This is a genomic window from Burkholderia sp. Ac-20379, from assembly GCF_017104645.1.
GTDB lineage: Bacteria > Pseudomonadota > Gammaproteobacteria > Burkholderiales > Burkholderiaceae > Burkholderia.
Genome location: NZ_JAAGPF010000102.1, coordinates 1 through 23,191, shown reverse-complemented (window position 1 = coordinate 23,191; position 23,191 = coordinate 1). Strand labels below are relative to the sequence as shown.

23 protein-coding genes and 1 pseudogene are annotated in these 23,191 nt (G+C 69.7%); 15 read left to right on the top strand and 9 right to left on the bottom strand.

The window, feature by feature from the left end; translation table 11 throughout:
- The 3 genes from G3N92_RS15515 to G3N92_RS15505 form a co-directional block, all read right to left on the bottom strand.
- Nucleotides 1-737, bottom strand: a 737-nt coding sequence (locus G3N92_RS15515) for an aldo/keto reductase (protein ID WP_206128416.1), incomplete at its 3' end; no start/stop codon positions are given.
- 53 nt (nt 738-790) lie between these two features.
- Nucleotides 791-2,440 (bottom strand): ABC transporter substrate-binding protein, encoded by a 1,650-nt coding sequence (locus G3N92_RS15510; protein WP_206128415.1) that lies wholly within the window; start codon nt 2,438-2,440, stop codon nt 791-793.
- A gap of 119 nt (nt 2,441-2,559) precedes the next feature.
- Nucleotides 2,560-3,882 carry an NtaA/DmoA family FMN-dependent monooxygenase gene (locus G3N92_RS15505; RefSeq protein WP_206128414.1) on the bottom strand — a complete coding sequence of 441 codons (1,323 nt, stop codon included), beginning with the start codon at nt 3,880-3,882 and terminating at the stop codon, nt 2,560-2,562.
- On the opposite strand from G3N92_RS15505, the gene G3N92_RS15500 reads away from it, so the two are divergent.
- The 13 genes from G3N92_RS15500 (at nt 3,872) to G3N92_RS15435 (ending at nt 17,075) form a co-directional block, all read left to right on the top strand.
- On the top strand, nt 3,872-4,117 hold the full coding sequence (locus G3N92_RS15500) for a hypothetical protein (protein WP_206128413.1): 246 nt from the start codon (nt 3,872-3,874) through the stop codon (nt 4,115-4,117). The genes G3N92_RS15505 and G3N92_RS15500 overlap by 11 nt on opposite strands.
- Nucleotides 4,118-4,212: 95 nt before the next feature.
- Complete coding sequence (locus G3N92_RS15495) at nt 4,213-5,310, top strand: MsnO8 family LLM class oxidoreductase (protein ID WP_206128412.1); 1,098 nt, start codon at nt 4,213-4,215, stop codon at nt 5,308-5,310.
- Nucleotides 5,307-5,876 carry a GNAT family N-acetyltransferase gene (locus G3N92_RS15490; RefSeq protein ID WP_206128411.1) on the top strand — a complete coding sequence of 190 codons (570 nt, stop codon included), beginning with the start codon at nt 5,307-5,309 and terminating at the stop codon, nt 5,874-5,876. The genes G3N92_RS15495 and G3N92_RS15490 overlap by 4 nt, the downstream gene beginning before the upstream one ends.
- A 55-nt stretch (nt 5,877-5,931) precedes the next feature.
- Nucleotides 5,932-7,560 carry an ABC transporter substrate-binding protein gene (locus tag G3N92_RS15485; protein ID WP_206128410.1) on the top strand — a complete coding sequence of 543 codons (1,629 nt, stop codon included), beginning with the start codon at nt 5,932-5,934 and terminating at the stop codon, nt 7,558-7,560.
- Nucleotides 7,561-7,572: 12 nt separating this feature from the next.
- Nucleotides 7,573-9,174, top strand: coding sequence for an ABC transporter substrate-binding protein (locus tag G3N92_RS15480; protein WP_241014806.1), 1,602 nt, complete (start codon nt 7,573-7,575; stop codon nt 9,172-9,174).
- Nucleotides 9,175-9,214: 40 nt separating this feature from the next.
- Entirely contained in the window at nt 9,215-10,222 is a 1,008-nt protein-coding gene (locus G3N92_RS15475; RefSeq protein ID WP_206128408.1) for an ABC transporter permease, read from the top strand.
- Between the two features lie 13 nt (nt 10,223-10,235).
- Nucleotides 10,236-11,105: an ABC transporter permease gene (locus tag G3N92_RS15470; protein WP_206128407.1), complete on the top strand. Its 870-nt coding sequence runs from the start codon at nt 10,236-10,238 to the stop codon at nt 11,103-11,105.
- Complete coding sequence (locus tag G3N92_RS34960; RefSeq protein WP_241014805.1) at nt 11,102-13,120, top strand: ABC transporter ATP-binding protein; 2,019 nt, start codon at nt 11,102-11,104, stop codon at nt 13,118-13,120. The genes G3N92_RS15470 and G3N92_RS34960 overlap by 4 nt, the downstream gene beginning before the upstream one ends.
- Nucleotides 13,117-14,460: an LLM class flavin-dependent oxidoreductase gene (locus G3N92_RS15455; protein ID WP_206128406.1), complete on the top strand. Its 1,344-nt coding sequence runs from the start codon at nt 13,117-13,119 to the stop codon at nt 14,458-14,460. The genes G3N92_RS34960 and G3N92_RS15455 overlap by 4 nt, the downstream gene beginning before the upstream one ends.
- A gap of 45 nt (nt 14,461-14,505) precedes the next feature.
- Nucleotides 14,506-14,850 carry a DUF3088 domain-containing protein gene (locus tag G3N92_RS15450; protein ID WP_206128405.1) on the top strand — a complete coding sequence of 115 codons (345 nt, stop codon included), beginning with the start codon at nt 14,506-14,508 and terminating at the stop codon, nt 14,848-14,850.
- 84 nt (nt 14,851-14,934) lie between these two features.
- Nucleotides 14,935-15,894: a helix-turn-helix domain-containing protein gene (locus G3N92_RS15445; RefSeq protein WP_206128404.1), complete on the top strand. Its 960-nt coding sequence runs from the start codon at nt 14,935-14,937 to the stop codon at nt 15,892-15,894.
- Between the two features lie 133 nt (nt 15,895-16,027).
- Complete coding sequence (locus G3N92_RS15440) at nt 16,028-16,312, top strand: hypothetical protein (RefSeq protein ID WP_206128403.1); 285 nt, start codon at nt 16,028-16,030, stop codon at nt 16,310-16,312.
- Nucleotides 16,313-16,376: 64 nt separating this feature from the next.
- Nucleotides 16,377-17,075 (top strand): GNAT family N-acetyltransferase, encoded by a 699-nt coding sequence (locus G3N92_RS15435; RefSeq protein WP_206128402.1) that lies wholly within the window; start codon nt 16,377-16,379, stop codon nt 17,073-17,075.
- A 45-nt stretch (nt 17,076-17,120) separates the two neighbouring features.
- Here the strand turns inward: G3N92_RS15435 and G3N92_RS15430 are convergent, their stop codons facing one another.
- Nucleotides 17,121-18,113 carry an AraC family transcriptional regulator gene (locus G3N92_RS15430; RefSeq protein ID WP_206128401.1) on the bottom strand — a complete coding sequence of 331 codons (993 nt, stop codon included), beginning with the start codon at nt 18,111-18,113 and terminating at the stop codon, nt 17,121-17,123.
- A gap of 131 nt (nt 18,114-18,244) precedes the next feature.
- On the opposite strand from G3N92_RS15430, the gene G3N92_RS15425 reads away from it, so the two are divergent.
- Both G3N92_RS15425 and G3N92_RS15420 read left to right on the top strand, forming a co-directional pair.
- Entirely contained in the window at nt 18,245-19,084 is an 840-nt protein-coding gene (locus G3N92_RS15425; RefSeq protein ID WP_206128400.1) for an SDR family oxidoreductase, read from the top strand.
- A gap of 248 nt (nt 19,085-19,332) precedes the next feature.
- Nucleotides 19,333-20,385 carry a sensor domain-containing diguanylate cyclase gene (locus G3N92_RS15420; protein WP_206128399.1) on the top strand — a complete coding sequence of 351 codons (1,053 nt, stop codon included), beginning with the start codon at nt 19,333-19,335 and terminating at the stop codon, nt 20,383-20,385.
- A 68-nt stretch (nt 20,386-20,453) separates the two neighbouring features.
- Here G3N92_RS15420 and G3N92_RS15415 read toward each other — a convergent pair whose 3' ends face one another.
- The 5 genes and pseudogenes from G3N92_RS15415 to G3N92_RS15395 all read right to left on the bottom strand — a co-directional run.
- Complete coding sequence (locus G3N92_RS15415) at nt 20,454-20,864, bottom strand: hypothetical protein (protein WP_206128398.1); 411 nt, start codon at nt 20,862-20,864, stop codon at nt 20,454-20,456.
- A gap of 38 nt (nt 20,865-20,902) precedes the next feature.
- Nucleotides 20,903-21,076 carry a hypothetical protein gene (locus G3N92_RS15410; RefSeq protein ID WP_206128397.1) on the bottom strand — a complete coding sequence of 58 codons (174 nt, stop codon included), beginning with the start codon at nt 21,074-21,076 and terminating at the stop codon, nt 20,903-20,905.
- 68 nt (nt 21,077-21,144) lie between these two features.
- Entirely contained in the window at nt 21,145-21,621 is a 477-nt protein-coding gene (locus G3N92_RS15405; RefSeq protein ID WP_206128396.1) for a hypothetical protein, read from the bottom strand.
- A 534-nt stretch (nt 21,622-22,155) separates the two neighbouring features.
- A complete protein-coding gene (locus G3N92_RS15400; RefSeq protein ID WP_241014804.1) occupies nt 22,156-22,986 on the bottom strand; it encodes an oxidoreductase in 831 nt (276 codons plus the stop codon).
- Nucleotides 22,983-23,191: pseudogene (locus G3N92_RS15395) on the bottom strand (lysophospholipase); the annotation flags it as partial. The pseudogene G3N92_RS15395 and the gene G3N92_RS15400, both read right to left, overlap by 4 nt.

Here is a 23,191-nt window from a genome sequence, read left to right as displayed (position 1 = left end):
AGCTCGATCGTCTCGGGCCGCCACTCGGTCTGCAGCAGGCGGCGGTCGGCGCGGCCCGCGCGCGTGTCGGCGCCCGGCGCCGCGCCCGGTTCGTACTTGGCCGTCAGCACGCCGCGCGCGAGCGGGCTGAACGAGATCACGCCGAGGCCGTAGCGATGGGCCGCCGTCAGTTGCTCGGCCTCCACCTGGCGGTTCGCGAGGTTGTAGAGCGGCTGGCTCGCGGCCGGCGCGTCGACGCCGAGCGCCTGCGCCGTGTGCGCGAATTCGGCGATCTTCCAGCCGCGGAAATTCGACAGCCCGTAATAGCGCAGCTTGCCGGCGCGGATCAGGTCGCCGAGCGCGCGGATCGTTTCCTCGGGCGGCGTGAGGTGATCCTCGCGATGCACGTAGACGATGTCGAGATAATCGGTGCCGAGCCGCTTCAGGCTCGCGTCCACCGCCTGCACGATGTACTTGCGCGACGCGCCGCGATCGTTCGGGCCGCTGCCCTGCGGGTTCGCGAACTTGCTGGCGAGCACCCAGCTATCACGGCGCGCGGCGATCGCGCGGCCGACGATGCGTTCCGATTCGCCGCCCGTGTAGGCGTCGGCCGTGTCGATCGAATTGATGCCCTGCTCGAACGCGCGATCGATGATCGAGGCGGCCGCGCGCTCGTCGGTCGGGCCGCCGAAGTTCATGGTGCCGAGCGTCAGTTCGGACACCTGGAGGCCGCTGCGGCCGAGTTGTCGGTATTCCATTCCGTCATCCTGATGAAAAAAAGAAGGCACTGCGTTGCGCGGGCGCGCCGCGCTCACGACACCACGTACACGTCGGCCAGATTACCCTGAAGCCCGTCGGCCGTGATGGTGTGATTGCGCACGCGCCGGTTGTAGATCGTCACCTGCTTGAGCGTGACCAGGTTGACGATCGGCAGGTCGCGCGCCACCTGCTGCTGAAACTGATGGAACAGCGCCACGCGCTTGGCCGGATCGATTTCCACGGCCGCCGTTTCGAGCAGCCGATCCACCTCGGGGCTGCTGTAGTGCGAGGCGTTCGAGAACGGCACGCCGGGGCGGAAATTCTTCGACCAGTACAGCCGCTGCACGCCCACCGTCGGATCGAACATGTTGCCGAGGAAGTTCGCGTCGAGATCGAACGCGCGGTCGGTGTAGATCCGCTTCACGTAGGACGCGAAATCCTGGCCGCGCACCGTGGCGTCGATGCCGATGCCGCGCAACGTCTGGCGCAGGTATTCGGCCAGCCGCGCGAAGGTCGGATCGTACGGGTTGTAATCGATCGTCAGCGGGAAGCGGAAGCCGCCCGAGGCGCGCGGATAACCGGCCGCGTCGAGCAGTGTCTGCGCCTGCGCCGGATCGAACGCGGGCACCGGCGTGCTCGCGTCGTAGAACTGCGTGAGCAGCGGGCTGATCGGCGTGGGCGACGGAATCCCGTAGCCCTGCCACACCGTGCGCAGGATCGCGTTGCGGTCGATCGCGTGCGCGATCGCCTGGCGCACCGGCAGCTTCGCCAGATAGCGGTTGTCGAGATTGAACTGCAGTTGCGTTTGCGCCGCGTCGTAGCTGTAGCCGCGCGTTTCGACGGCCAGATGCGGCAGCGCCGCGAGCCGCTTGATGTCGGTCAGCGGCACCGGGTTCTCGCCCGCCAGATCGAGTTCGCCGGTTTCGAGCGCCGCCGCGCGCGCGGCCGGATCGCCGATGAAGCGCACCACGAGCTCGTCGAGATACGGCTTCGGCGCATCCCAATAGTCCGGATTCCGTACGAACGTGACCGCGCTGCCGCGCTCCCAGCGCACGAAGCGATACGGGCCGGTGCCGATCGGCGCGAGATTGTTCGGGTTCTCCAGCGGATTGCCGCTCGCGTAGCGGTGCGCGGGCAGGATCGGCGATTCGGACGCGGCGAGCGCATACAGCAGATACGGCGCCGGCTTCGACAGTTCGAACACGGCCGTGTGCGGATCGGGCGTGCGCACCGCCGTGACGTTCGCGAACGTCGCGCGGCCGCGCGCGTGGTACTGGCGCAGCAGGTCGATCGACACGGCCACGTCGCGCGACGTGAACGGCTGGCCGTCGTGCCAGCGCACGTTGCGGCGCAGCTCGAAGCGGTATTGCAGGCCGTCGGCGCTGACCGACCACGCGGTGGCCAGTTGCGGCTTCGGCTTGACGTCGAAATCGTAGGCCAGCAGGCCTTCGGTCACCTTCGGCGCGATCTTCTCCTCGGCGCCCGCGGTCGTGGCGAAATCCACCAGCGCGTTCGGCTCCGGATTGACCAGCAGCGTGACGCGCCCGCCGCGGCGCGGCGTGCCTTGCGCGGCCGCTTGCGATGCGGCCTGCGCGGCGCTGGCCGCCTGCGAGAGCGGCGCGATCGAACCGAGCGCGGCAGCGGCGGCAGCCGCTTGCAACGCGCGACGACGGGTAAGACTCACGGGATCGTGACCGGACATGCGAAGCGCTCCTCGAACGAGATGCCGAACTGTCGGCTGGAAAAAGAGCCACCGACGATAGCAGCGCGCTTCGCGATGCTTAACCAATCAATTGGGGAATGCTTTTCCGCGCGGTCGCGTCATGCCGCCGTGCGCCGCGCATCGGGCAACGCGAGCGGCGGCAGTTCCAGGTTCGAGCGGAAATCGTCGCCCACGTAATCGTCGTCGATGATCCGCCGGCGCCGCAGCTCGGGCAGCAGGCCGTTCACGAGCAGGTCTTCCTGATCGGGCTGGCCGAGCCCGTGCAGCGACAGCACGTCCACCAGCCCGGCGCGGTAGCGCGCCTCGATCGCGTCGGCCAGTTGCTCGGGCGTGCCCGCCACCGACCAGTGCCCGGTGTCCTGCGCGCGCACGATCAGCTCGCGCAGCGTCAGCCCCTGGCGCGCGAAGCCGACGAAGATCGCCACCCGCCCGCGCCGCCGGTTCACGGCCTCCACCGACGGCAGCAGCGCCTCGGGCAGCGGCAGGTCGAGCGACAGCTCGCGCAGGTCGAGGCCGCCGCCGAGCATGTCGGCCAGCTTCAGCCGCCCCTGCGCGTAATCGATCCGCTCGTGGCGCGCCTTCAGCCGGCGCGCCACGTCCGCATCCGATTCGCCGATCAGCGAGTGGAACGAGTTCATGACGAGCGGCAGCCGCCCGGCGCGCCCGAACGCGGCGGCCTGCCGATGCAGTTCGGTAACGAACGCGCGCGCCTCCTCGAGCGTGGGCTGCGAGGTGTAGACCACTTCCGCATAGCGCGCGCCCAGCGTCACGCCGGCCGCCGATTGCCCGGCCTGGAACTGCACGGGCCGATGCTGCGGCGACGGCGGCACGTTCAGCGGCCCGCGCACCTGGAAATGCGCGCCGCGATAGTGGATCGCGCCGAGCTTGCGCGGATCGACCGTCACGCCGCCGCCCGCCTTGCGCGCCGCCGCGGCAGGATCGTTGGCGTCGTACAGCGCATGCACGATCTCGACGAATTCGGCCGCGCGCGCATAGCGCTGCGCCGGATCGGGCAGCGCGCCCTCGCCGAAATTCTCCTCGCCCACCGATGAGGTCACGGCGTTCCACGCCGCTCGGCCGCCGCTCACGTGATCGAGCGTGCCGATCAAACGCGCCAGGTTGTACGGATGGTGATAGGTGGTGGAGACGGTCGCCACCAGGCCGATTCGCTCGGTGGCCTGACTGAGCGCGGCCAGCGCGACGATCGGCTCCTGGCTGCCGGTGATGCCGGCCAGGCCGTCCGGGTCCGCCTGCAGCAGATCCGCCGTGAACAGCCCGGTGATGCGCTCGGCCTCGGCCTTGCGGGCCAGCGCGGCGGCGCGCCGGATGCCTTGCACGGGGCTGGCGTCGCCCGCGGCATGGATCACGCTGCCGGCGCCCGCGAGCGTCTTCAGGCGGCGGCGGTGTCTCGTGTCGTTCATCTGGTTTCCTTGTCGATTTGCGCGGGCCGGCGCCGCACTCGAACGCGGCAGCATCGGGATGCGCGCCGCAGCATCGCTACGCACTCCGATGCAGTTTTCGATGCCGCTTTCGATGCGGCGTCGCCCGCTCGCGCCCTCGACCTTACTGCAACGTGCCCGGGCCGCAGGAACCATTATTTTTGGCTTTGGATATTCCTCTTGCTTGTTTGACCGGGCCGCGCGCGGCGAAAAATAATCCGTCATGTCCAACCCGGCGATGTGCGGCCCGATGTGCGGCCCGATGTGCAGCCGCTTCCCGCACGTTCCCGCACCGATCGCCTCCGGCTCCTCATGACGTCCATCACCCGCACCTTTCCCGCCGACCTGCGCGCGCTGCCGTTCCGGCTCGGCGTGCTCGACAAGAGCCCCGTCGCGCCCGGCGAACCGGCCGGCGATGCGCTGGCGCGCAGCGTCGCGCTCGCGCGCTTCGCCGATGCGGCCGGCTACCACCGCTACTGGGTGGCCGAGCATCACAATTCGCCGGGCCTCGCGTGCCCGTCGCCGGAAATCCTGATCGCGCATCTGCTCGCGCACACGGCGCGCATCCGCATCGGTTCGGGCGGCGTGATGCTCCAGCATTACGCGCCGTACAAGATCGCCGAGAACTTCAACCTGCTGGCCACGCTCGCGCCGGGCCGCATCGATCTGGGCATCGGCAAGGCGCCGGGCGGCCTGCCGCTGTCGACGCGCGCGCTGCAAGGCGATTACGACCGCGCGCGGCGCGGCGGCTTCGCCGCGCTGGCCGAGCAGCTCGATCTGTATTTGCGCACCGCCGGCACGCCGCCGGCCGGCACCGAGAACGACGACAGCGCGCTGCGCGCCACGCCGCTGCCGCCGGCCGCGGCACGCCCCTACCTGCTCGGTGCGAGCGTCGACAGCGCGACGCTGGCCGCGCGGCTCGGCTGGGATTTCGTCTATGCGTCGCATATCAACGCATCGCGCACCGATCTCGAGCAGGCGTTCGACGCGTATCGCTCGGCATCGGGCGGGCGCACGCCGCTGCTGGCGATCGCGACGATCGTCGCGGCCACGCACGACGAGGCCACGCAACTGGCGAGCGGCTACGCGCGCTTTCGCGTGCAGGTGGGCGATACGCCCGCGATCAACGTGGGCAGCCTCGCGCAGGCGCATGCCTATATCCGGCAGGCCGGCGGCGGCGAATCTCGCATCGAGGCGCGCGAAGCGCGCATCGTGCACGGCACGCGCGACGCCGTGCTCGGCGAACTCGACGCGCTGCACCGCCGCTACGGCATCGAGGAATTCATCATCGACACGCCGCTGGCGGAGGCCGCGCCGCGCGTCGCGTCGCTGCATCTGCTGGCCGGCGCGCACGCCGCCGAGGCCGCGCCGCCGCACGCCCTTCACGCCGAACCGGCGCACGCATCATGACCGACACGATCCGCATCGCCACCGCCGCCGACGCGCCGGCGCTGTACGCCCTGCTTCAGCAGGCCTATGCACCGCTGGCGCAGCACAACGTGCATTTCACGATCACGCGCGCGCCCGTCTCGCAAGTCGAGCAGGCCGTCGCGAGCCAGACCAGCTTCGTGCTGGAGCGGCCCGGCGGCGACGACCGCCCGGTGCTGGCCGCCACCGTGACGGTGCGCTTTCCGTGGATGGACAGCGACAGGCAACGCACGCCGTATCCGTTCCTGCACTGGTTCGCCGTGGCGCCCGCGTTCAAGCGGCAAGGCCTCGGCTCGATCCTGCTGGCGCACGTCGAGGAACGCTTCCTGGCCGCGCAAGTGAAGGCGCCCGCCACCTACCTCGCCACCGCCATCGAGCATCCATGGCTGCCGCGGTATTACCAGCAACGCGGCTACGTGCCGTTCGACCGCTCGGTGAACGCGCTCGGCACCTCGCTCGTGTGGCTGCGAAAAGTGCTGATTCCCGAGTTGTACGAAGCACCGGCACGGGCCGATGCGGAGCCCGCCGGCATCGCTTCGATCAACTGAACGACGCGCGGCGCGCCGCCGCCCTACCAACGCATTCCCACCACGCCACGCCTCCATGACGTCACCGTTCCTCCCGCTTTCCGCTTCGCAGCGCGCCGCCGCGCTCGCCGCCTTCGTTCTTGCGCTGTCGCCGCTGGCGCACGCGCAGGCCCCCGCCACCGGCGGCACGCTGACCTGGGGCGTGGAAACCGAACCGCGCACGCTGAACCCGCAACTGAACGGCCAGGACAAGGTGGAGCTGCTGCTGCGCAACGCCTACGAAAGCCTGCTCGCGCAGCGCCCCGACGGCAGCTACGTGCCGTGGCTGGCCACCGCGTGGAAGGTGTCGCCGGACGGCAAGACCTACACGTTCACGCTGCGCGACGGCGTGAAGTTCAGCGACGGCGCGCCGTTCGACGCCAAGGCCGTGGCCCGCAACTTCCTGAACGCGCGCGACCTCGCCTACTCGGGCGGCAGCAATCTGGCGCGGCTGATCTCGCACGTGACCGACGTCAAGACACCCGACGCGCACACGCTCGCGATCACGCTCGATGCGCCCTACGCGCCGTTCCTGACGTTCTCGGGCCGCCTGCCGCTGCTCTCGCCCAACGCGTTCGACAAGCCGGACCTCAAGGCCGGCGGCCCGAACATCGCCGGCACCGGCCCGTTCGTGCTGCGCAAGTACGTGAAGGGCCAGCAGATCGAATTCGATCGGAATCCCGATTACCGCTGGGCGCCCGCCACGGCCGGCCACCAGGGGCCGGCGTATCTCGATCGCGTGGTGTATCGCTTCCTGCCCGAATCGTCGGTGCGCACCGGCGCGCTGCTGTCGGGCCAGGTGGATGTGATCGAGGGCATCTCCGGCAACGACGCCGGGCTGATCCGCTCGAATCCCGACCTGACCTACCAGCATGCGCTCAACACCGGCACGCCGTATTCGCTGTTCCTGAACGTGAGCTACGGGCCGACGCAGGATGTGAAGGTGCGCCGCGCGCTGCTCGAAGGGCTCGACGTGTCGGGCATCGTGCAATCGATCTATCGCGGCGAGCGCACCCGCACCTGGGGCATCACCTCGCCGATCGATCCGCTCTACGACCGCAGCATCGAAAAGACCTACGGCAACGATCCGGTGCTCGCCAACCGGCTGCTCGACGAAGCCGGCTGGAGCGCGCGCGACGCGGGCGGCTATCGCACCAAGGGCGGCGAACGGCTGACCATCGCGGTGATCCAGGCGCAGGCCACCGTGCGCGACCAGCGCGACGTGCTGCTGCAGGCACTGCAGGCGCAGGCGCGGCAACGGCTCGGCGTGGATCTGAAGATTCAGTACGTGGACGACGGCACCTACACCGATGCGCGCAAGAGCGGCAAGTTCGGCTCGATCGCGAATTCGAACACGCCGCCCGACGGCATCGACATCGAAGGCCACTACCTGCCGGTGGATCGCGGCGGCGCGCTGAACTACAGCCGCGCGGCCGCGCCCGAGCTGACGCGCTGGCTGCAGGCGGCCGCCGCCACGCAGAACCTGGCCGAGCGCAAGAAGCTGTACGGCGAGTTGCAGCACTTCGCGATCAAGGAGCAGGCCTATGCGGTGCCGCTCTACGAGCCGGAAGACCAGATCGCGGCGGCCAAGGCCGTGCAGGGGCTGCGGTTCCGGCCTTACGCGCAGATGCCCGAGAATCCGTACGACGTCTGGATCAAGAAGTAAGCGATGAAGCGCATGTCACCGCTTCGTCCGTCCGCGCCGGCCGCGCTCGCGCTGCTGGCCGGCCTCGCGCATGGCGCGCCGCCGTCGGGCGGCACGCTGAACTGGGGCGTGGAAACCGAGCCGACCACCTTCAATCCGCAACTGAACGGGCAGGCCAAGGCCGAGCTGCTGCTGCGCGCGAGCTTCGAATCGCTGCTCGCGCGCAAGCCCGACGGCGGCTACGTGCCGTGGCTGGCGCGCAGCTACGCGGTGTCGCCCGACGGCAAGACGCTGAGCTTCACGCTGCGCGACGACGTGCGCTTCAGCGACGGCCAGCGGCTCGACGCCAACGCGGTGGCCGCGAACTTCACGCACATGCGCGACCCGGCCTATTGCGCCGGCTCCAGCTATTGCGGGATCGCCGCGCGGCTCGTGGAGGCGCGGGCCACCGGCCCGTTCACGGTCGCGCTGACGCTGGCCGAGCCGTATGCGCCGTTTCTCTCGTTCGCCGCGGGCCTGAAGCTGATTTCGCCGGCCGCCTACGCGTCGCCGCAACTGAAGGCCGGCGGCCCGGCCGTGGCCGGCACCGGCCCGTTCGTGCTGGCCGCCTACCGCAAGGGCCAGGAAGCCGATTTCGTGCGGAATCCCGACTATCGCTGGGCGCCCGCCACGGCCGGCCATCAGGGGCCGGCGTATCTCGATCGGGTGGTGTATCGCTTCCTGCCCGAATCGTCGGTGCGCACCGGCGCGCTGCTGTCGGGCCAGGTGGACGCGATCGAGGGCATCTCCGGCAACGACGCCGCGCTGATCGAGCGCCAATCGAACCTGCGCTATCGGCGCGCGCTGAACACCGGCTCGCCCTATTCGCTGTATCTGAACACCACCTGGGGGCCGACGCGCGACGTGCGCGTGCGGCGCGCGCTGTTGCAGGCGTTCGACCTGGACGGGCTGGTGAGCGCGATCTATCGCGGCAAGCGCGCGCGCGCGTGGGGCATCACGTCGCCGGTCGATCCGCTCTACGACCGCGGCATCGAGCACAGCTACGGCAACAACGCCGCGCTCGCCAACCGCCTGCTCGACGAGGCCGGCTGGACCGGGCGCGACGCGGCCGGCTATCGCACCAAGGGCGGCGAGCGGCTGACGATCGACGTGGTGCAGGCGCAGGCCACCGTGCGCGATCAGCGCGACGTGCTGCTGCAAGGGCTGCAGGCGCAGGCGCGGCAGCGGCTCGGCGTGGAACTGACGCTGCGCTATGTCGACGGCGGCACCTACGCCGAGGTGCGCAAGACCGGCCGCTTCGGCGCGATCCCGAACTCGAACACCGATACCGACGGCATCGACACCGAGAACCATTACCTGCCGCCCGACCGCGGCGGCGTGATCAATTACAGCCGTGCGACCGACCCGCGCCTGAGCGCGTGGCTGCGCGAGGCGGCCGCCACGCGCGACGACGCCGCGCGCGCAAAGGTGTACGCGCAACTGCAGCGTTTCGTGCTCGCCGATCAGGCGTATGCGATTCCGCTCTACCAGCCCGAGGACGAGATCGCCGCGAGCGAGCGCGTGAGCGGCCTCGCGTTCCGCAGTTTCAAGCAGATGCCGGACGCGCCGTACGACGTGCGCGTGCGGCCGGACTGATGCGCCCGCCCGCGCGCCCGAACCCGGAGGACTCCCGATCATGACCCGCACCGCGCATCTCGCCGACCCGGCCGGCCCCGCCGCGCCGCCGCAGGCCGCCGCGCGCCCTCGCCGCCGCTTTCGTTCGCCCGTCCTCACGCGGCTCGGCACCGGCCTGCTGGTGCTGTGGTCGGCCATCACGCTGTCGTTCGTGGCGGTGCAGGTGGCGCCGGGCGACATCGTCGCCCTGCTGATCGGCGAGCAACTGAGCACGCCCGAGATCGAGGCCGCGATCCGCAAGGAATGGGGCCTCGACGAGCCGATCTGGCTGCAGTACGTGCACTACGTCTGGCGCATCCTGCACGGCGATTTCGGCCGCTCGTACATCCTCAACACCGAGGTCGCGCCGCTCGTGATCGGCCAGCTGTGGCCGACGCTGAAGCTGACCGGCGCGGCGCTGGTGGTGACGCTCGCGTTCTCGGTGGGCCTCGCGGTGCTGACGGCCGGCCGCCGCTGGGGCGGGCGCGCCGCGTCCGGCGCCGAGCTGCTGCTGGCCTCCACGCCGTCGTTCTGGCTCGGGATCATGCTGCTGTTCGTGTTCAGCTTCACGCTGAAGCTGTTCCCGGTGGCGGGCGATCGCGGCTTCGCGTCGCTGGTGCTGCCCGCGCTGTCGCTCGGCCTCGCGCAGGGCGCCACTATCGGCCGCGTGCTGCGCCAGGGCATCGAGCGCGCGCTCGACGAGCCGTATGCGCTGACGGTGCGCTCGTGGGGCATCGGCGGCTTCGCGCTGCGCGCGCGCCATGCGCTGCGCCACGCGGCGCTGCCGGCCGTCACGCTGGCCGGCTGGCTGGTGGGCGGCCTGCTGAGCGGCGCCGTGATCACCGAGCAGGTGTTCGGCCGGCCCGGGCTCGGCAAGATCACCGTCGACGCGGTGCTGACCAAGGACATGCCGGTGATCCTCGCGATCGCGATCCTGTCGGCGGCGATCTACGTCGCGCTCAGCACCGCCGTGGATTTGCTGTATCTGCTGATCGACCCCCGCCTGCGCGAACCGCGCGCACGGCGCTGACCCGGAGCCCGCCATGTCCGTCCCCTTCGACCTGCCCCTGCGCGCACGCCCCGGCCTGCACGCGCTCGGCTGGCTGCGCCGCCATCCCGGCCTCGCGCTGGCCGCGCTGTACCTGCTGCTGAACGCCGTGGCCGTGTTCGCGCCGAACTGGCTCACGCACTACGATCCGCTCGCGGCGGATCCGGTCTCGGCCCAGCTCGGCAGCAGCGCCGAACACTGGCTCGGCACCGATCAGCTCGGCCGCGACATCTACGCGCGCGTGATCTACGGCGCGCGCCATTCGCTGTCGATCAGCGCCGCCGCGATCGGCATCGCGACGCTGGCCGGCACCGTGCTCGGGCTGGCCGCCGGGCTCGCGCGCGGCTGGCTCGACGAGCTGGTCACGCGGCTGCTCGACGTGGTGTCCGCGTTTCCCGACCTGCTGCTGGCGCTGATGCTGATCTCGTTCACCGGCCCCGGCGCGGTCAACCTGGTGTTCGCGCTCGGCGTGGCGTCGGTGCCGCGCTTCGCGCGCGTGGTGCGCGCGCAGACCTTCGTGGTGGCCGGGTCGGGCTATGTCGAGCAGGCGCGCACGCTGGGCCTGCCGCCGATGGTGCTGATCTGGCGGCACGTGCTGCCGCACGCGATCGCGCAGGTGCCGGTGCTCGCGACCATCGGCCTGGGCACCGCGATCATCGGCACCTCAGGCCTGAGCTTCCTCGGCATGGGGCCACAGCCGCCCACCGCCGAATGGGGGCTGATGCTGGCCGAGGGCCGCAACTATCTCTACAACGCGTGGTGGATCGCCGTCTGGCCGGGCGTGGCGATCACCGCGACCGTGGTGGCCGTCAACGCGCTGGGCGGCTACTGGCAACAGCGCTTCGAGCGCCGGGAGGCATCATGAGAAACGCAGCCGTCGCGCCGCCGCTGGGTGGGGCGCAACGTACGGGGCGCACGGGTGCGCCGCGCGGGCACGACGCGGGCGCCGCGCCGGATCGGCGCGATGCCTCGGCCCTGCGCGATTCGAACGCCACGTCTGGCCGGCTCGATGCCGCCGCCCTGCGCGATTCGGGCCGCCCATCCGATCGGCGCGACAACCCCGCCCCACACGACCGCGTCGCCACCTCCCGCGCCGCCGCCGGCAACGTGCTGGCGCACATCGAAGGGCTGACGATCGGCTTCGCCGGCCGGCACGGCACGCAGGCCGTGGTCGGGCCGCTCGACCTGCACGTACGGGCCGGCGAATGCGTGGCGCTGGTCGGCGAATCGGGCTCGGGCAAATCGGTCACCGCGCGCAGCCTGGTGGGCCTGAACGGCGCGAACGCCGTGGTGGCCGCCGAGCGCTTCGAGATCGGCGGCGTGGACGCGCGGCGCTTTCGCGAACGCGACTGGCGCGCGATCCGCGGCCGCCGCATCGGCTACGTGCTGCAGGACGCGCTGACCTCGCTCGATCCGCTCTGGCGCGTGCGCGACCTGCTGGCCGAGGCGCTGCACGACACGCCGCGCCGCGAGCGCGCGGCACGCAGCGCCGAGATCCTGCGCGCGGTCGGCATCGACGAACCCGAACGCCGCCTGCCGCAATATCCGCATCAACTGTCGGGCGGCCTGCGCCAGCGCGTGCTGATCGGCACCGCGCTGGCCGGCGGCGCGAACCTGCTGATCGCCGACGAGCCCACCACCGCGCTCGACGTCTCGGTGCAGCGGCAAATCCTGTCGCTGCTGCAGGCGCGGCGCGAGGCCGGCGACGCGCTGCTGCTGATCAGCCACGATCTCGCCGTGGTGGCCGAGCTGGCCGACCGCGTGCTGGTGATGCGCCACGGCCGCGTGGTCGAGCAAGGCGACGCGCGCGCGGTGCTGGCCGCGCCCCGGCATCCGTACACGCGGCAACTGCTGGCGGCGATCCCGACGCCGGCGTCGCGCGGGTTCCGGTTGTCGCCGCAGGCGCGCGACGGCGCGCTCGCGGCGGACGAGCGCGAGAGCACGGCACGGCCGAGCGACCACGAAACGGCACGCGACGGCGCGATTGCCTCTGCCAACAACGCCACCCCGCCCGCGGCAGCCACATCACGTCTGCCGCTGCCCCTCAAACGCATCGACGCGAGCGCGCAAGTGCTGGCCGTCGAAGCCGTCACCAAACGCTACGGCCACGACGACGCCGCGCCCGCCGTCTCCGACATCTCGTTTTCGCTCGCGAAGGGCGAAACGCTCGGCATCGTCGGCGAATCGGGCTCGGGCAAATCGACCGTCGCGCGCATCGTGCTCGGCCTGATCGCGCCCGACACAGGCCGCGTCACGCTCGGCGGCGAGCCGTGGAGCGACGTGCCCGAAGCCGCGCGCCGCGCACGCCGCGCCGGCCTGCAACTGATCGCGCAGGATCCGGGCAGCTCGTTCGACCCGCGCTACACCGTCGAGCAGATCGTCGGCGAGAGCCTCGACGCCGTGCGCGTGTTCGGCGAGGCGCGCCGCCGCCGCGTGCGGCAACTGCTCGACGAGGTGCGGCTCGGCGCGGGCTGCCTGACGCGCTACCCGCGCGAGCTGTCCGGCGGCCAGCGGCAGCGCGTGGCGATCGCGCGCGCGTTCGCGCCGAACCCGTCGCTGCTGGTGGCCGACGAGCCGGTCAGCGCGCTCGACGTATCGATCCAGGCGCAGGTGCTCGATCTGCTCGCCGATCTGCAGGCCGAGCACGGCACCGCGATGCTGTTCATCTCGCACGATCTCGGCGTGGTGCATCACGTCGCCGACCGCGTGCTGGTGATGCGGCACGGCCAGGTGGTCGAACACGGCGCGGTGGAAGCCGTGTTCGCCGCACCCGCGCACCCGTACACCGCCTCGCTGCTGGCGGCCCTGCCGACGCTGCCGGCCCTCGCTTTCGCGCCTTCCCGCAACGCCGTTCCGACGCTTTCCGCGCTGACATCATGACCTCGACCTCTCCCGCCTCCCCGCGCCGCGTGCATCTCGGCGCGATCATCCAGGGCGCTTCCGGCAACATGTCGGCCTGGCGCCACCCCGACGCCGTGGCCGACGCCAGCATCAACCTCGGCTTCGTGCGCGAGCTGGCCCGCCAGGCCGAAGCGGCCCGCTTCGATCTGCTGTTCGTGGCCGACGGCCTGCACATCAACGCCAAATCGATCCCGCATTTCCTGAACCGCTTCGAGCCGATCACGCTGCTCTCGGCGCTCGCGCTCGCCACCGAGCGGATCGGCCTGGTCGGCACGCTGTCCACCTCGTACAGCGATCCGTTCACCGTGGCGCGGCAGTTTTCGAGCCTCGACCACCTGAGCGACGGCCGCGCCGGCTGGAACGTGGTGACCTCGCCGCTCGAAGGCTCGGCCAGCAACTTCTCGCGCAAGCAGCATCCCGAGCACGCGCTGCGCTACCGGATCGCCTCGGAATTCCTCGACGTGACCAAGGGGCTGTGGGATTCGTGGGAAGACGACGCGTTCGTGCGCGACAAGGCCAGCGGCCGCTTCTTCGATCCGGCCAAGCTGCATGCGCTCGATCACGCCGGCGAGTTCTTCCAGGTAGCCGGGCCGCTCAACATCGGCCGCTCGCGCCAGGGCCGGCCGGTGCTGTTCCAGGCCGGCGCGTCCGACGACGGCAAGGGCGTGGCCGCGCGCCATGCCGATGCGATCTACACGCGCCAGGAAACCATCCCGTTCGCGCAGGCGTTCTACGCCGACGTGCAGCAGCGGCTCGCCGCGCATGGCCGCGCGCAGGGCAGCCTGAAGATCTTCCAGGGCGTGAGCGTGATCGTCGCGCGCTCGGCCGCCGAGGCCGAGGATCAATACCAGGACACCGCGCGGCTCGTGACGATCGACAACGCGCTCGATTACCTGGGCCGCTATTTCGACCATCACGATTTTTCGCGCTATGCGCTCGACGCGCCGTTCCCCGACATCGGCGCGCTCGGCAGCAACCAGTTCCGCAGCACCACCGACACCATCAAGCGCGACGCCGCCGAGCGCCGGCTCACGCTGCGCGAGGTGGCGCTCGAAGCCGCCACGCCGCGGCCGAGCTTCTCGGGCACGCCCGACCAGGTGGCCGACGGCCTGCAGGCGTGGGTCGAGGCGCGCGCCACCGACGGCTTCATCGTGCGCGGCGGCACGCCCACCGCGTTCGCCGAGTTCGCCGCGCAGGTGGTGCCGGTGCTGCAGGCGCGCGGCGCGTATCGCCAGGATTACGAAGGATCGACGCTGCGCGAGCACCTCGGGCTCGAGGTGCCCGCCAACCGCTATACCCAGGCGCGGGACGCGGCCTGAGCGCCGCCCCGTTTCATCGTTTCTTTTTTATCAGGAATCCACACCATGAGTCGCGACCTTCTGATTCCGCTCGAGCCGGGCTTCACCGATCCGGCCCATCCCGGCGAACGCTTCGTCTGCCCCGACGGCATTCCGATCGAGGGGCTGCTGGCGGCTGACCCGGCCCGCGCGGCGCAACTCGACGTGCAGCGCGTGCCGTTCGCGCGCCCGCGCCAGGCCGCCGTCGCGGCGCTCGACGAGGCGCATCAGGGGCTGCCGGTGCTGGTGCTCGGCGACGCGCACCCGGCGCCCGACGATGCGCAACGGCTCGGCGACAAGCGTTTCGTGACGGAGCCGGCGCGCATTCTGGCGTTGCTGGCCGAGCGGCACGGGTTTCCGAAGGTGCACTGACCGGCACACGCGCCGAGGCGTCGCGCGCCGTCGCCCCGGCATCGTGCTATCGTCGCAACCGATTCTTCGATATTCGGATGCGACATGAAGCTGGCGATTCTCATCGTGGATGGCGTGTTCGACACCGGGCTGACGGTTCTGCTCGACGTGTTCTCGACCGCGAACGAACTGGCCGCGGCGGCCGGCAAGGCCCCGCCGTTCGACGTGGAAATCGTCGGCATCGGGCGCAGCGTCCGCACCGCGCTCGGCCTGACGGCGGCGGTCGAGCCGGCCGATGCGCTGCGCAAGCCCGACTGGGTGATCGTGCCGGCCATCAACGCCAAGCAGCCGGAGCGCCTGATCGCGGCGCTCGAACGCCGGGACGTGGTCGACGCGATCGGCCACATTCGCGCCTGGCACGCGCGCGGCATCCACGTGGCGGGCGCGTGCATCGGCACGTTCCTGCTGGCCGAGGCGGGGCTGCTCGACCACCGCGAGGCGACCACCTCCTGGCCGCTCGCCCCGCTGTTTCGCAAGCGCTATCCGAACGTCAAACTCGACGACGCCCGCATGATCGTGCCGGCCGGCAACGTGGTAACGGCCGGCACGGCGATGGGCCATCTCGATCTCGCGTTGTGGCTGGTGCGGCAGGCCAGCCCCGACATGGCCGCGCTGGTCGCCGGGTTCATGGTGATCGACAGGCGGCCGTCGCAGGCCAAGTACATCGTGCCCGATTTCCTCGCCCACGCCGATCCGCTGGTCGAGCGCTTCGAACGCTGGGCGCGCGAGCAGCTCGCCAAGGGGTTCTCGCTGCAGGCGGCGGCGCGGGCGCTGTCGGTCACGCCGCGCACCTTGCAGCGCCGCACCGAGGCGGTGCTCGGCAAATCGCCGCTGGCCTTCTTTCAGGATCTGCGCGTGGAGCGCGCGCAGCACCTGATGTCGCTCGGGCTCGATCTGGAAACGATCGCGAGCGATGTCGGCTATGCCGACACCGCCACGCTGCGCAACATGCTGCGCCGCCGGACCGGCCGCACGGTGCGCGAACTGCGCGCCGACCTGATGTGACGCGCCGGGCGGCCTCCCGCGACGAATGTCGCAAATGCGTACATTAATGTCATAACCGACAATAGTTTCGACGGGTTTCGCTGATTAGCATGGGGCTGTCGTTCCTGACCACCCATTCAATCGGACGTAACCCATGAAAATCCTCGCGATCGGCACCCTCAAGCCTTTGACCCAAGCGCAATCGGACCGGATTTTTCCGGCCGAAGTGCCGGCCACGCTCAAGCTCTATCTCGATGGCAAGATCGAGCAATTCTGGCTGCGCGACGAAATGAAGGGCGCGGTGTTCCTGCTGAACGTCGAATCGGTGGCCGAAGCCGAAACGCTGCTCGGCACGCTGCCGTTCACCCAGGAAAACCTGCACACGTTCGATCTGCTGCCGGTCGGCCCGCTGCTGCCGCTGGGCTTTCTGCTCCAGTAAGCCGGCAGCCGGCCCCTTCGCTCTCGTCCAACCCAGGCGGCAACGCCCTCCCGCGCCCAGAATCATGAACGACCTCTCCCATTCAGCCTTGGACAACCCCGCGTGGTCCGCGCTGTCGACCACCCATGCGCATCTGGCGCAAGGCACGCGCCTCGCGCTTCGCTACGACCCGGCGGTCGGGCCGTTCGCCGGCATCGAGGCGCCGACGCAAGCGTGTCTGCTGGCGCTTCGCGCGTTGGCCGCATCGAGCGAACCGGTCCTGCTGCAAAGCACGGCGAATCTCCCGGCTGTCGACGGCCTCGAGGCGGAACGGCTGTTCGGCGTGCTGCAGATGATCGATACGGCGGGCATCGGCCCCGTCGACGAACGCGGCATCGAAACGCTCGGCCCGCAACATGCCGACGCGATGATCGAGCTGGCCCGCCGCACGAGCCCGGGGCCGTTCGCGCGGCGCACGGTGGAAATGGGCCGCTACATCGGCCTGCGCGACAACGGGCGGCTCGTCGCGATGGCCGGCGAGCGCATGCGTTTCGCGGGTTTCGTGGAGATCAGCGCGGTGTGCGTCGACGACACGCATCGCGGCCAAGGCATCGCAGGCCGGCTGATGACCGTGCTGCGGAACCGGGTCAAGACGGAAGGCGACCGGCCGTTCCTGCATGTGCGCGAGGACAACGCGTCCGCCATCCGGCTCTATCGGCATCTGGGCTTCGAGGATCGCCGGACGTTCTCGCTCCATCGCCTCACGGCGTCGGCGTCGCGCTGAACTGCACGGGCAAGCGCCGCGCCGGCAGCCCATCCGGCGCGGCGCTCACAGCTCGGACAGGCCCGCCTCGACACGCTGACTCGGCAACCGCCGATTCGCCTCATCGCCGCCGCTTGCGGCCGCCTCGGCCGCGCGCTGCCGAAAGTGCTTGGGCGAGCACCCGACCACGCGCCGGAACGCGTTGCTGAACGCGCTTTCGGACGTATAGCCGAGCGAATGCGCCAGCACGTTGACGGGGCTTCGGCTCTCCAGCAGCGCGCGCTGCGCCAAGTGCATGCGCCATTGCGTCAGATACGACAGCGGCGACATGCCGGCCGTGGCCTTGAAGTAGGCGGCGAACGTGGCGCGCGACATCGCCGCGGCCTGCGCAAGCTCCGGCAATTGCCACGCGCGGCCGGGATCGTCGTGCATGCGTTGCAGCGCCGGCGCGAGGCGCTTGTCGCCCATGGCGCGAAGCCACCCCGCCGGCTGCGACCCGGCCGCCTCGAAGTGCGCGCGCAGGATCTGGATGAACATCAGATGCGCGAGCTGGTTCGCGGCGATGTGCGCGCCCGGCAGCGCCGCCTGCCGTTCGCGAACGAGCTGATCGAGCAGCCAGCGCAGCGCCGGCGCCTGGCTCGACGTGCCGCGCACGTGAATCAGCGGCGGCAGCGCATCCAGCAAAAGCTGGCTCGACGCGATGCTCAGCTCGACCTTGCCGCCGATCATGAAGAATTCGTCGCCCTCGCCGTGATGGGCCATGTTGCCCACGCGCCCCTCGAGCACCGTGTCGAGATCGACGGGCCGGCCGCTCAGGTCGGTGCCGAGCACATGCGAGCGCGGTTCGCTGAGCAGGAACACGTCCCCGCTTTCGATCCGGATCGGCGCGCTATCCCCTTCGAACAGGATCCAGCACTGCCCCCGCACCACGCCCCAGAACTTCACGGTGTTCGCGCGCGGGAAGCGGATGGCCCACGCGCCGCCGGCGGTCAGCCCGCCCGAAACGACGGAGCGCGTGCCCATCAGGCCGAGAAAATCGGAAAAAGGATCGATCGTCATTTTCGGATTTTCACGCATGAAACACCGACTTTCAAGCATTAGAAATCTCGCCAATCCGGATAAGCTGCGCTGACTGCCGGCTCGATCGATGACGCCGGCGGACAACCCCCGATCGATGAGGATGCCTTTCCATGAAGCAAACCTGGTTTATCACCGGCGTGAACAGCGGCTTCGGCCGTCACATGACCGAGCAACTGCTCGCCCGCGGCGATCGCGTGGCCGGCACCGTACGGGATCCGGATGCCATGCGCGATCTGGCGGCGCGCCACGGCGCGGCGCTGTGGCTCGCCAAGCTCGACCTGACCGACACGCCGGCCATCCGCCGCGTGGTCGATCAGGCGTTCGCGCAACTGGGCCGCATCGACGTGGTCGCGAGCAATGCCGGCTACGGGCTGTTCGGCGCGGCGGAAGAACTGACCGACGAACAGATCCGGCATCAGATCGACACGAACCTGATCGGCTCGATCCAGACGGTGCGCGCGGCGCTTCCGCATCTGCGGGCTCAGGGCGGCGGCCGCATCATTCAGTTGTCCTCGGTGGGCGGCCAGGCGGCGTTTCCCTCCGGCTCGCTCTACCACGCCGGGAAATGGGGCATCGAAGGCTTCATCGATGCGGTCGCGCAGGAGGTGGCCGGGTTCGGGATCGGCTGCACGCTGGTCGAGCCGGGCGCGGCGCGCACCGATTTCCGCTATCGCAGCGCGCAACTGGCGCCGAAACTCGACGCCTACGATGCGTCGCCGGCGCGCATGGCGCATCGGATGATCGAGGACCGCACCCACCTGCCGATCGGCGACGCCGCCAAAATGGCCGAGATCATGATCGCCAGCGCCGCTCAGCACCCCGCGCCCAGGCGGCTCGCGCTGGGCAGCGACGCCTACACCGTCATGCACAAGCAATTGAGCGAGCGTCTCGCGGCGCTGGAGGCGCAGAAGGCACTCGCGTTCTCGACCGATTTCGGGCCGGGCCTGTAGGCAGGCGGGCAGCCGCGGTTCGGTGCGAGAATCGCGAAACGAAAAGCCGGCGCGGGCCGGGAACGCGAGCCGAACCGTGGCGCGCGCATCCTCGGCCGATGCCGCGGATGCGTTCGCGGGCGAGGCTTCGAGGCCGCGCTCGCTTCCCGCTTCCCGTTTTTCGTTTCCCGGCGGCGATCGCCTCGCGCCACGCTCAGGATCCTGCCGCCCCTGCCGATAACGCATTCACACAGTCTCGAACGATCACGATGAGCCACGAAGACAAGGATCCCGCCAGCAGTTCGCTTCAGGCCGCGTTCCTGCGCCACGAAGACAGCCTCGCCTCGCCCGGCAGCCAGCCCGGCGAGGACAACCCCGCCGTGTATCGCACGCTGCTCGAATCGACCCGGGCGATTCCGTGGAAGATCGACTGGGCGACGATGCAGTTCGCCTACATCGGCCCGCAGATCGAGGCGCTGCTCGGCTACGCGCCGTCCACCTGGAAAACGGTCGAGGATTGGGCCGCGCGCATGCACCCGGACGACCGCGAGGCCGTCGTGAATTTTTGCGTCGCGCAATCGCAGGCGGGCGCCGATCACGAGGCGGACTATCGCGCGCTGACGGCGGACGGCGGCTATGTATGGATTCGCGACGTGGTGCACGTGGTGCGCAAGGAGAACGGCGACGTCGACGCGCTGATCGGCTTCATGTTCGACATCAGCGAGCGCAAGCGCACCGAGGAGAAAGTCGCGGCGCTGCAGCGCGAGCTGGAGCGGCTTTCGTTGTCCGACGGGTTGACCGGCATCGGCAACCGCCGCATGTTCGACACGGTGGTGGCGCGCGAATGGGCGAGCGCGGCGGCGTCGCGGCAACCGCTGTCGCTCGTGATGGTCGATATCGATTTCTTCAAGTCGTACAACGACTATTACGGCCATCTGCAAGGCGACGAATGCCTGAAGCGGCTCGCGCGCGTGCTCGGCGAGGCCGCCGGGCCGAACGCGTTCCTGGGCCGGTTCGGCGGCGAGGAGTTCGTACTCGTCCTGGCCGACACCCACGCCGACGACGCCGTGCGCGTCGCGGAACGCTGCCGCACGCTGATCGCGGCGGAAGCCATCGCGCATCTGCGCTCCCCGCACGGGCAGCGCGTCACCGCGAGCTTCGGCGTCGCCACCGCGGTGCCGACCGACACCATCGACGTCACCGCGTTCATCAACCTGGCGGATGCGCAGTTGTATCAGGCCAAGGATCAGGGGCGCAACCGCATCGCGGCCGTGGATCGCGCCGGGATCGGCGGCGAGGGGTTCAAGCTGCAATCGCGCTGAATGCCGCTCGAGCGATGCGGCGATCGAGCGGGAATGGGGGTGTTTCGGCGGATCGCGGAACGCGGGGCCTAGGCCCCGGGCCGTCGGCGCTCACGCACCGACACGCCATGGAGGGCAACGACGACGGACAGCACGATGCCGGTCATCCATAGCCCGTAGCCGAAGCCGATCGACGAGACGGGATACAGCGCGCCGCCGCCCTCGTCGGTATTGACGCCTTGAACCCAAAACGCGTTGCCGAGCACCAGCGCGCCCAGGCTTGTGAATACGGCGAATACGTCCTTCTCCGCGTCGTCACAGACAAGCAGCAGCACGGAAACCCAAAACAAAGGGTTCGCGATCCAACTGAGCTGGGCGGTTGGCAACCCCAGAATGCCGAAAAGCGCGATCCCCCAGCCGGGCCAGCAAATTTGCCCGTCCGCATAGCAGAAGCCGTTGAACATCCACGACAACGCGTGCAGCAGCGCGATGGCCGCCACGATCCGCCGCCTGCCGCGCAACCTGCCGCCCGGCCGCGTCACGGCGTCGATTTCGGCATCGCCGTGTAACGCACGCGGCGCTGCCACTGGCCGTTGACCAGCCGAAGCTGGCGGCCTGGGCCGCCGTCGCCGCGAAAGCGCAGGCCAACGGCAGCGCAGGCCAACGACAGCACGGGGCCCGCGTACGGCGCGGCGTGGACACGAAATGTCATGAATCGGATCGGATTCGAGGATTGCCCGGTTCGGGCTCCGTGAAACGGAGCCCGAGGAACACGCCGGTTCAGATCTTGGGCGTCGGGAAAAACACGTTGCAATACGACAGCTTGACGACCCGAGGCGAGGACGAGGTTTGTTCGCCATACGGCCCGGCGTCCACCGTGACATCCACGGAATCGATACGGCCGTCGCGCAGCGCCAGGAATTTATCGAACAATGCCTTTTTCGCGGCGTTGACGGCGCTGGCATGCGCGTCGTCGGGATCGGTATACGGCATGCGCGCGAAGATTTGCTTGCGGCACATCGGCGCCGTGACCGGAACCGACGCCGGTTTCAGCAGCACCTCGAATTGCCCGCCTTCGGCAAACTCGTCGAGATTTCTTTTTCCGTGGCCGCCGTTGACCAGATCATCCTTTTTGACATGCAGATCAATGAGTATATGGCCCGCCGCCTGCGCCGGCTGCATGGCCACCAGCGGTGCAACGGAAAACAATGCCGCACACAACAACGAAATTTTTCTGGAAACGGCGCTCGGTTTCATTTTGATGGACACCTGTGAATTGATGGTTTGATCGGGTCATTAAATTTTCCGCAGCACATAATAATCACGAACCCGATATTTATCCATACCGGAGATGCCGTTTTCAGATGCCAATCTAGAAATATTCGTTTGAAAGACGATTAACAAAAATCAACGGTACAAAATACCCATTGCCGCGCCCGGCATTATCTCTTTGAAGAAATTTTTTCCAGATTCACCGAATACGCCGGAATGCGGGGCTGGCGGGATTATCGAACCGGGGCGGCGAATCATGGCTTCGAATCGGAAACGCCTGCCTCGTGAATCAGCATTCGGCGCCAAGCCAAACCCGGCGCCCGATCCTCGCCGCGACCATCTCGAGCACGACGCGCCGCCCTTCCCCGACCGCAGGCGAACCGATGCCCGCGGCGTGCGAGCACCTGAGCGTCGTCAGCCGGCCGGCCGGGCACTGGCTGCCGCAGGAGCGCAAGCAGGAACACATCGATGCGATTCGGGTTTGGCTGGCGGACACCATCGCGTGGCGGCGGCCGGATCTCAATCGAAGTCGGTGGCGACCGCGAGCTGGCGCCACGCGTCGATATCCTCGCGAAACGCGGCCAGCTTGCGATCGGCGGCGCCGTAGGCGACCGGCCCGAGCGGCAGGTGCAACGGCGGCGCCTCGCTGTCGACGGCGCGCAGCATGACTTGCACGGCCTTCGCCGGATCGCCCGCCTGCTTGCCGTCGTTGCTGTCGCGATACGCGCGCCGCTGGCCGGCGGTGGCGTCGTAGTCGTCGATCCGCCGCTTCGCCACCGCGATCGAGCGGCCCAGAAAGGCCGTCCGGAACGGGCCCGGCTCGACCACGATGACGCGCAGCCCCAACGGCCGCACCTCCCGATCCAGCGCCTCGGACAGGCCTTCGACCGCGAACTTGCTCGCGCTGTAGTAGCCGGACCCCGCCGACCCGACGATGCCGGCCGTGGACGACAGGTTGACGATGCGCCCGCCGGGCCGCCGCCGCAGCGCCGGCAACGCCGCGCGGGTGACCTCGATCAGCCCGAACACGTTGACCTCGAACATCGGCCGGTACTCGTCCGGCGTGCCTTCCTCGATCGCGCCGACCAGGCCGTAGCCCGCGTTGTTGACCAGCACGTCGAGGCCGCCGAACGCGTCGACGGCGAGCGCCACGGCCGCTTGCGCGGCCTGCGCCTGCGTGACGTCGAGCGCGCACGCGCGCACCGTTCGCGGATACTGCCTGGCCAGCGCCTGCAGCGTCCGCACGTCGCGCGCCGTCGCCACCAGCTGGTCGCCGCGCGCCGCCACGGCCTGCGCGAGATGCTGGCCCAGGCCGCTGGAGCAGCCGGTGATCAGCCAGGTCTTGTTCATGATCGTCCTTGCGCGGCGTTCGGGGCTTCGGTGTGCGCGGCGAGCCAGTTCAACACAGGCGCCAGCGCGGCGTCCGAGTTCTTCTCGTAGATGAGCCCGTGGCCGTTGCCGAACACGCCGTGGTCGGGCAAATGCAGCACTTCCGCCTGGCTGCCGGCCGCCTTCAGTTGCGCGATGGCGGGATGGCTGGCGGCGGCGAACGCGA

Bases quoted from the DNA above. Each gene is read 5' to 3' on its own strand.
- G3N92_RS15510 (WP_206128415.1), bottom strand. From the start codon at position 2,440: ATGTCCGGTCACGATCCCGTGAGTCTTACCCGTCGTCGCGCGTTGCAA.
- G3N92_RS15505 (WP_206128414.1), bottom strand. From the start codon at position 3,882: ATGAACGACACGAGACACCGCCGCCGCCTGAAGACGCTCGCGGGCGCC.
- G3N92_RS15495 (WP_206128412.1), top strand. From the start codon at position 4,213: ATGACGTCCATCACCCGCACCTTTCCCGCCGACCTGCGCGCGCTGCCG.
- G3N92_RS15490 (WP_206128411.1), top strand. From the start codon at position 5,307: ATGACCGACACGATCCGCATCGCCACCGCCGCCGACGCGCCGGCGCTG.
- G3N92_RS15485 (WP_206128410.1), top strand. From the start codon at position 5,932: ATGACGTCACCGTTCCTCCCGCTTTCCGCTTCGCAGCGCGCCGCCGCG.
- G3N92_RS15480 (WP_241014806.1), top strand. From the start codon at position 7,573: ATGTCACCGCTTCGTCCGTCCGCGCCGGCCGCGCTCGCGCTGCTGGCC.
- G3N92_RS15475 (WP_206128408.1), top strand. From the start codon at position 9,215: ATGACCCGCACCGCGCATCTCGCCGACCCGGCCGGCCCCGCCGCGCCG.
- G3N92_RS15470 (WP_206128407.1), top strand. From the start codon at position 10,236: ATGTCCGTCCCCTTCGACCTGCCCCTGCGCGCACGCCCCGGCCTGCAC.
- G3N92_RS34960 (WP_241014805.1), top strand. From the start codon at position 11,102: ATGAGAAACGCAGCCGTCGCGCCGCCGCTGGGTGGGGCGCAACGTACG.
- G3N92_RS15455 (WP_206128406.1), top strand. From the start codon at position 13,117: ATGACCTCGACCTCTCCCGCCTCCCCGCGCCGCGTGCATCTCGGCGCG.
- G3N92_RS15450 (WP_206128405.1), top strand. From the start codon at position 14,506: ATGAGTCGCGACCTTCTGATTCCGCTCGAGCCGGGCTTCACCGATCCG.
- G3N92_RS15445 (WP_206128404.1), top strand. From the start codon at position 14,935: ATGAAGCTGGCGATTCTCATCGTGGATGGCGTGTTCGACACCGGGCTG.
- G3N92_RS15440 (WP_206128403.1), top strand. From the start codon at position 16,028: ATGAAAATCCTCGCGATCGGCACCCTCAAGCCTTTGACCCAAGCGCAA.
- G3N92_RS15435 (WP_206128402.1), top strand. From the start codon at position 16,377: ATGAACGACCTCTCCCATTCAGCCTTGGACAACCCCGCGTGGTCCGCG.
- G3N92_RS15430 (WP_206128401.1), bottom strand. From the start codon at position 18,113: ATGACGATCGATCCTTTTTCCGATTTTCTCGGCCTGATGGGCACGCGC.
- G3N92_RS15425 (WP_206128400.1), top strand. From the start codon at position 18,245: ATGAAGCAAACCTGGTTTATCACCGGCGTGAACAGCGGCTTCGGCCGT.
- G3N92_RS15420 (WP_206128399.1), top strand. From the start codon at position 19,333: ATGAGCCACGAAGACAAGGATCCCGCCAGCAGTTCGCTTCAGGCCGCG.
- G3N92_RS15410 (WP_206128397.1), bottom strand. From the start codon at position 21,076: ATGACATTTCGTGTCCACGCCGCGCCGTACGCGGGCCCCGTGCTGTCG.
- G3N92_RS15405 (WP_206128396.1), bottom strand. From the start codon at position 21,621: ATGAAACCGAGCGCCGTTTCCAGAAAAATTTCGTTGTTGTGTGCGGCA.
- G3N92_RS15400 (WP_241014804.1), bottom strand. From the start codon at position 22,986: ATGAACAAGACCTGGCTGATCACCGGCTGCTCCAGCGGCCTGGGCCAG.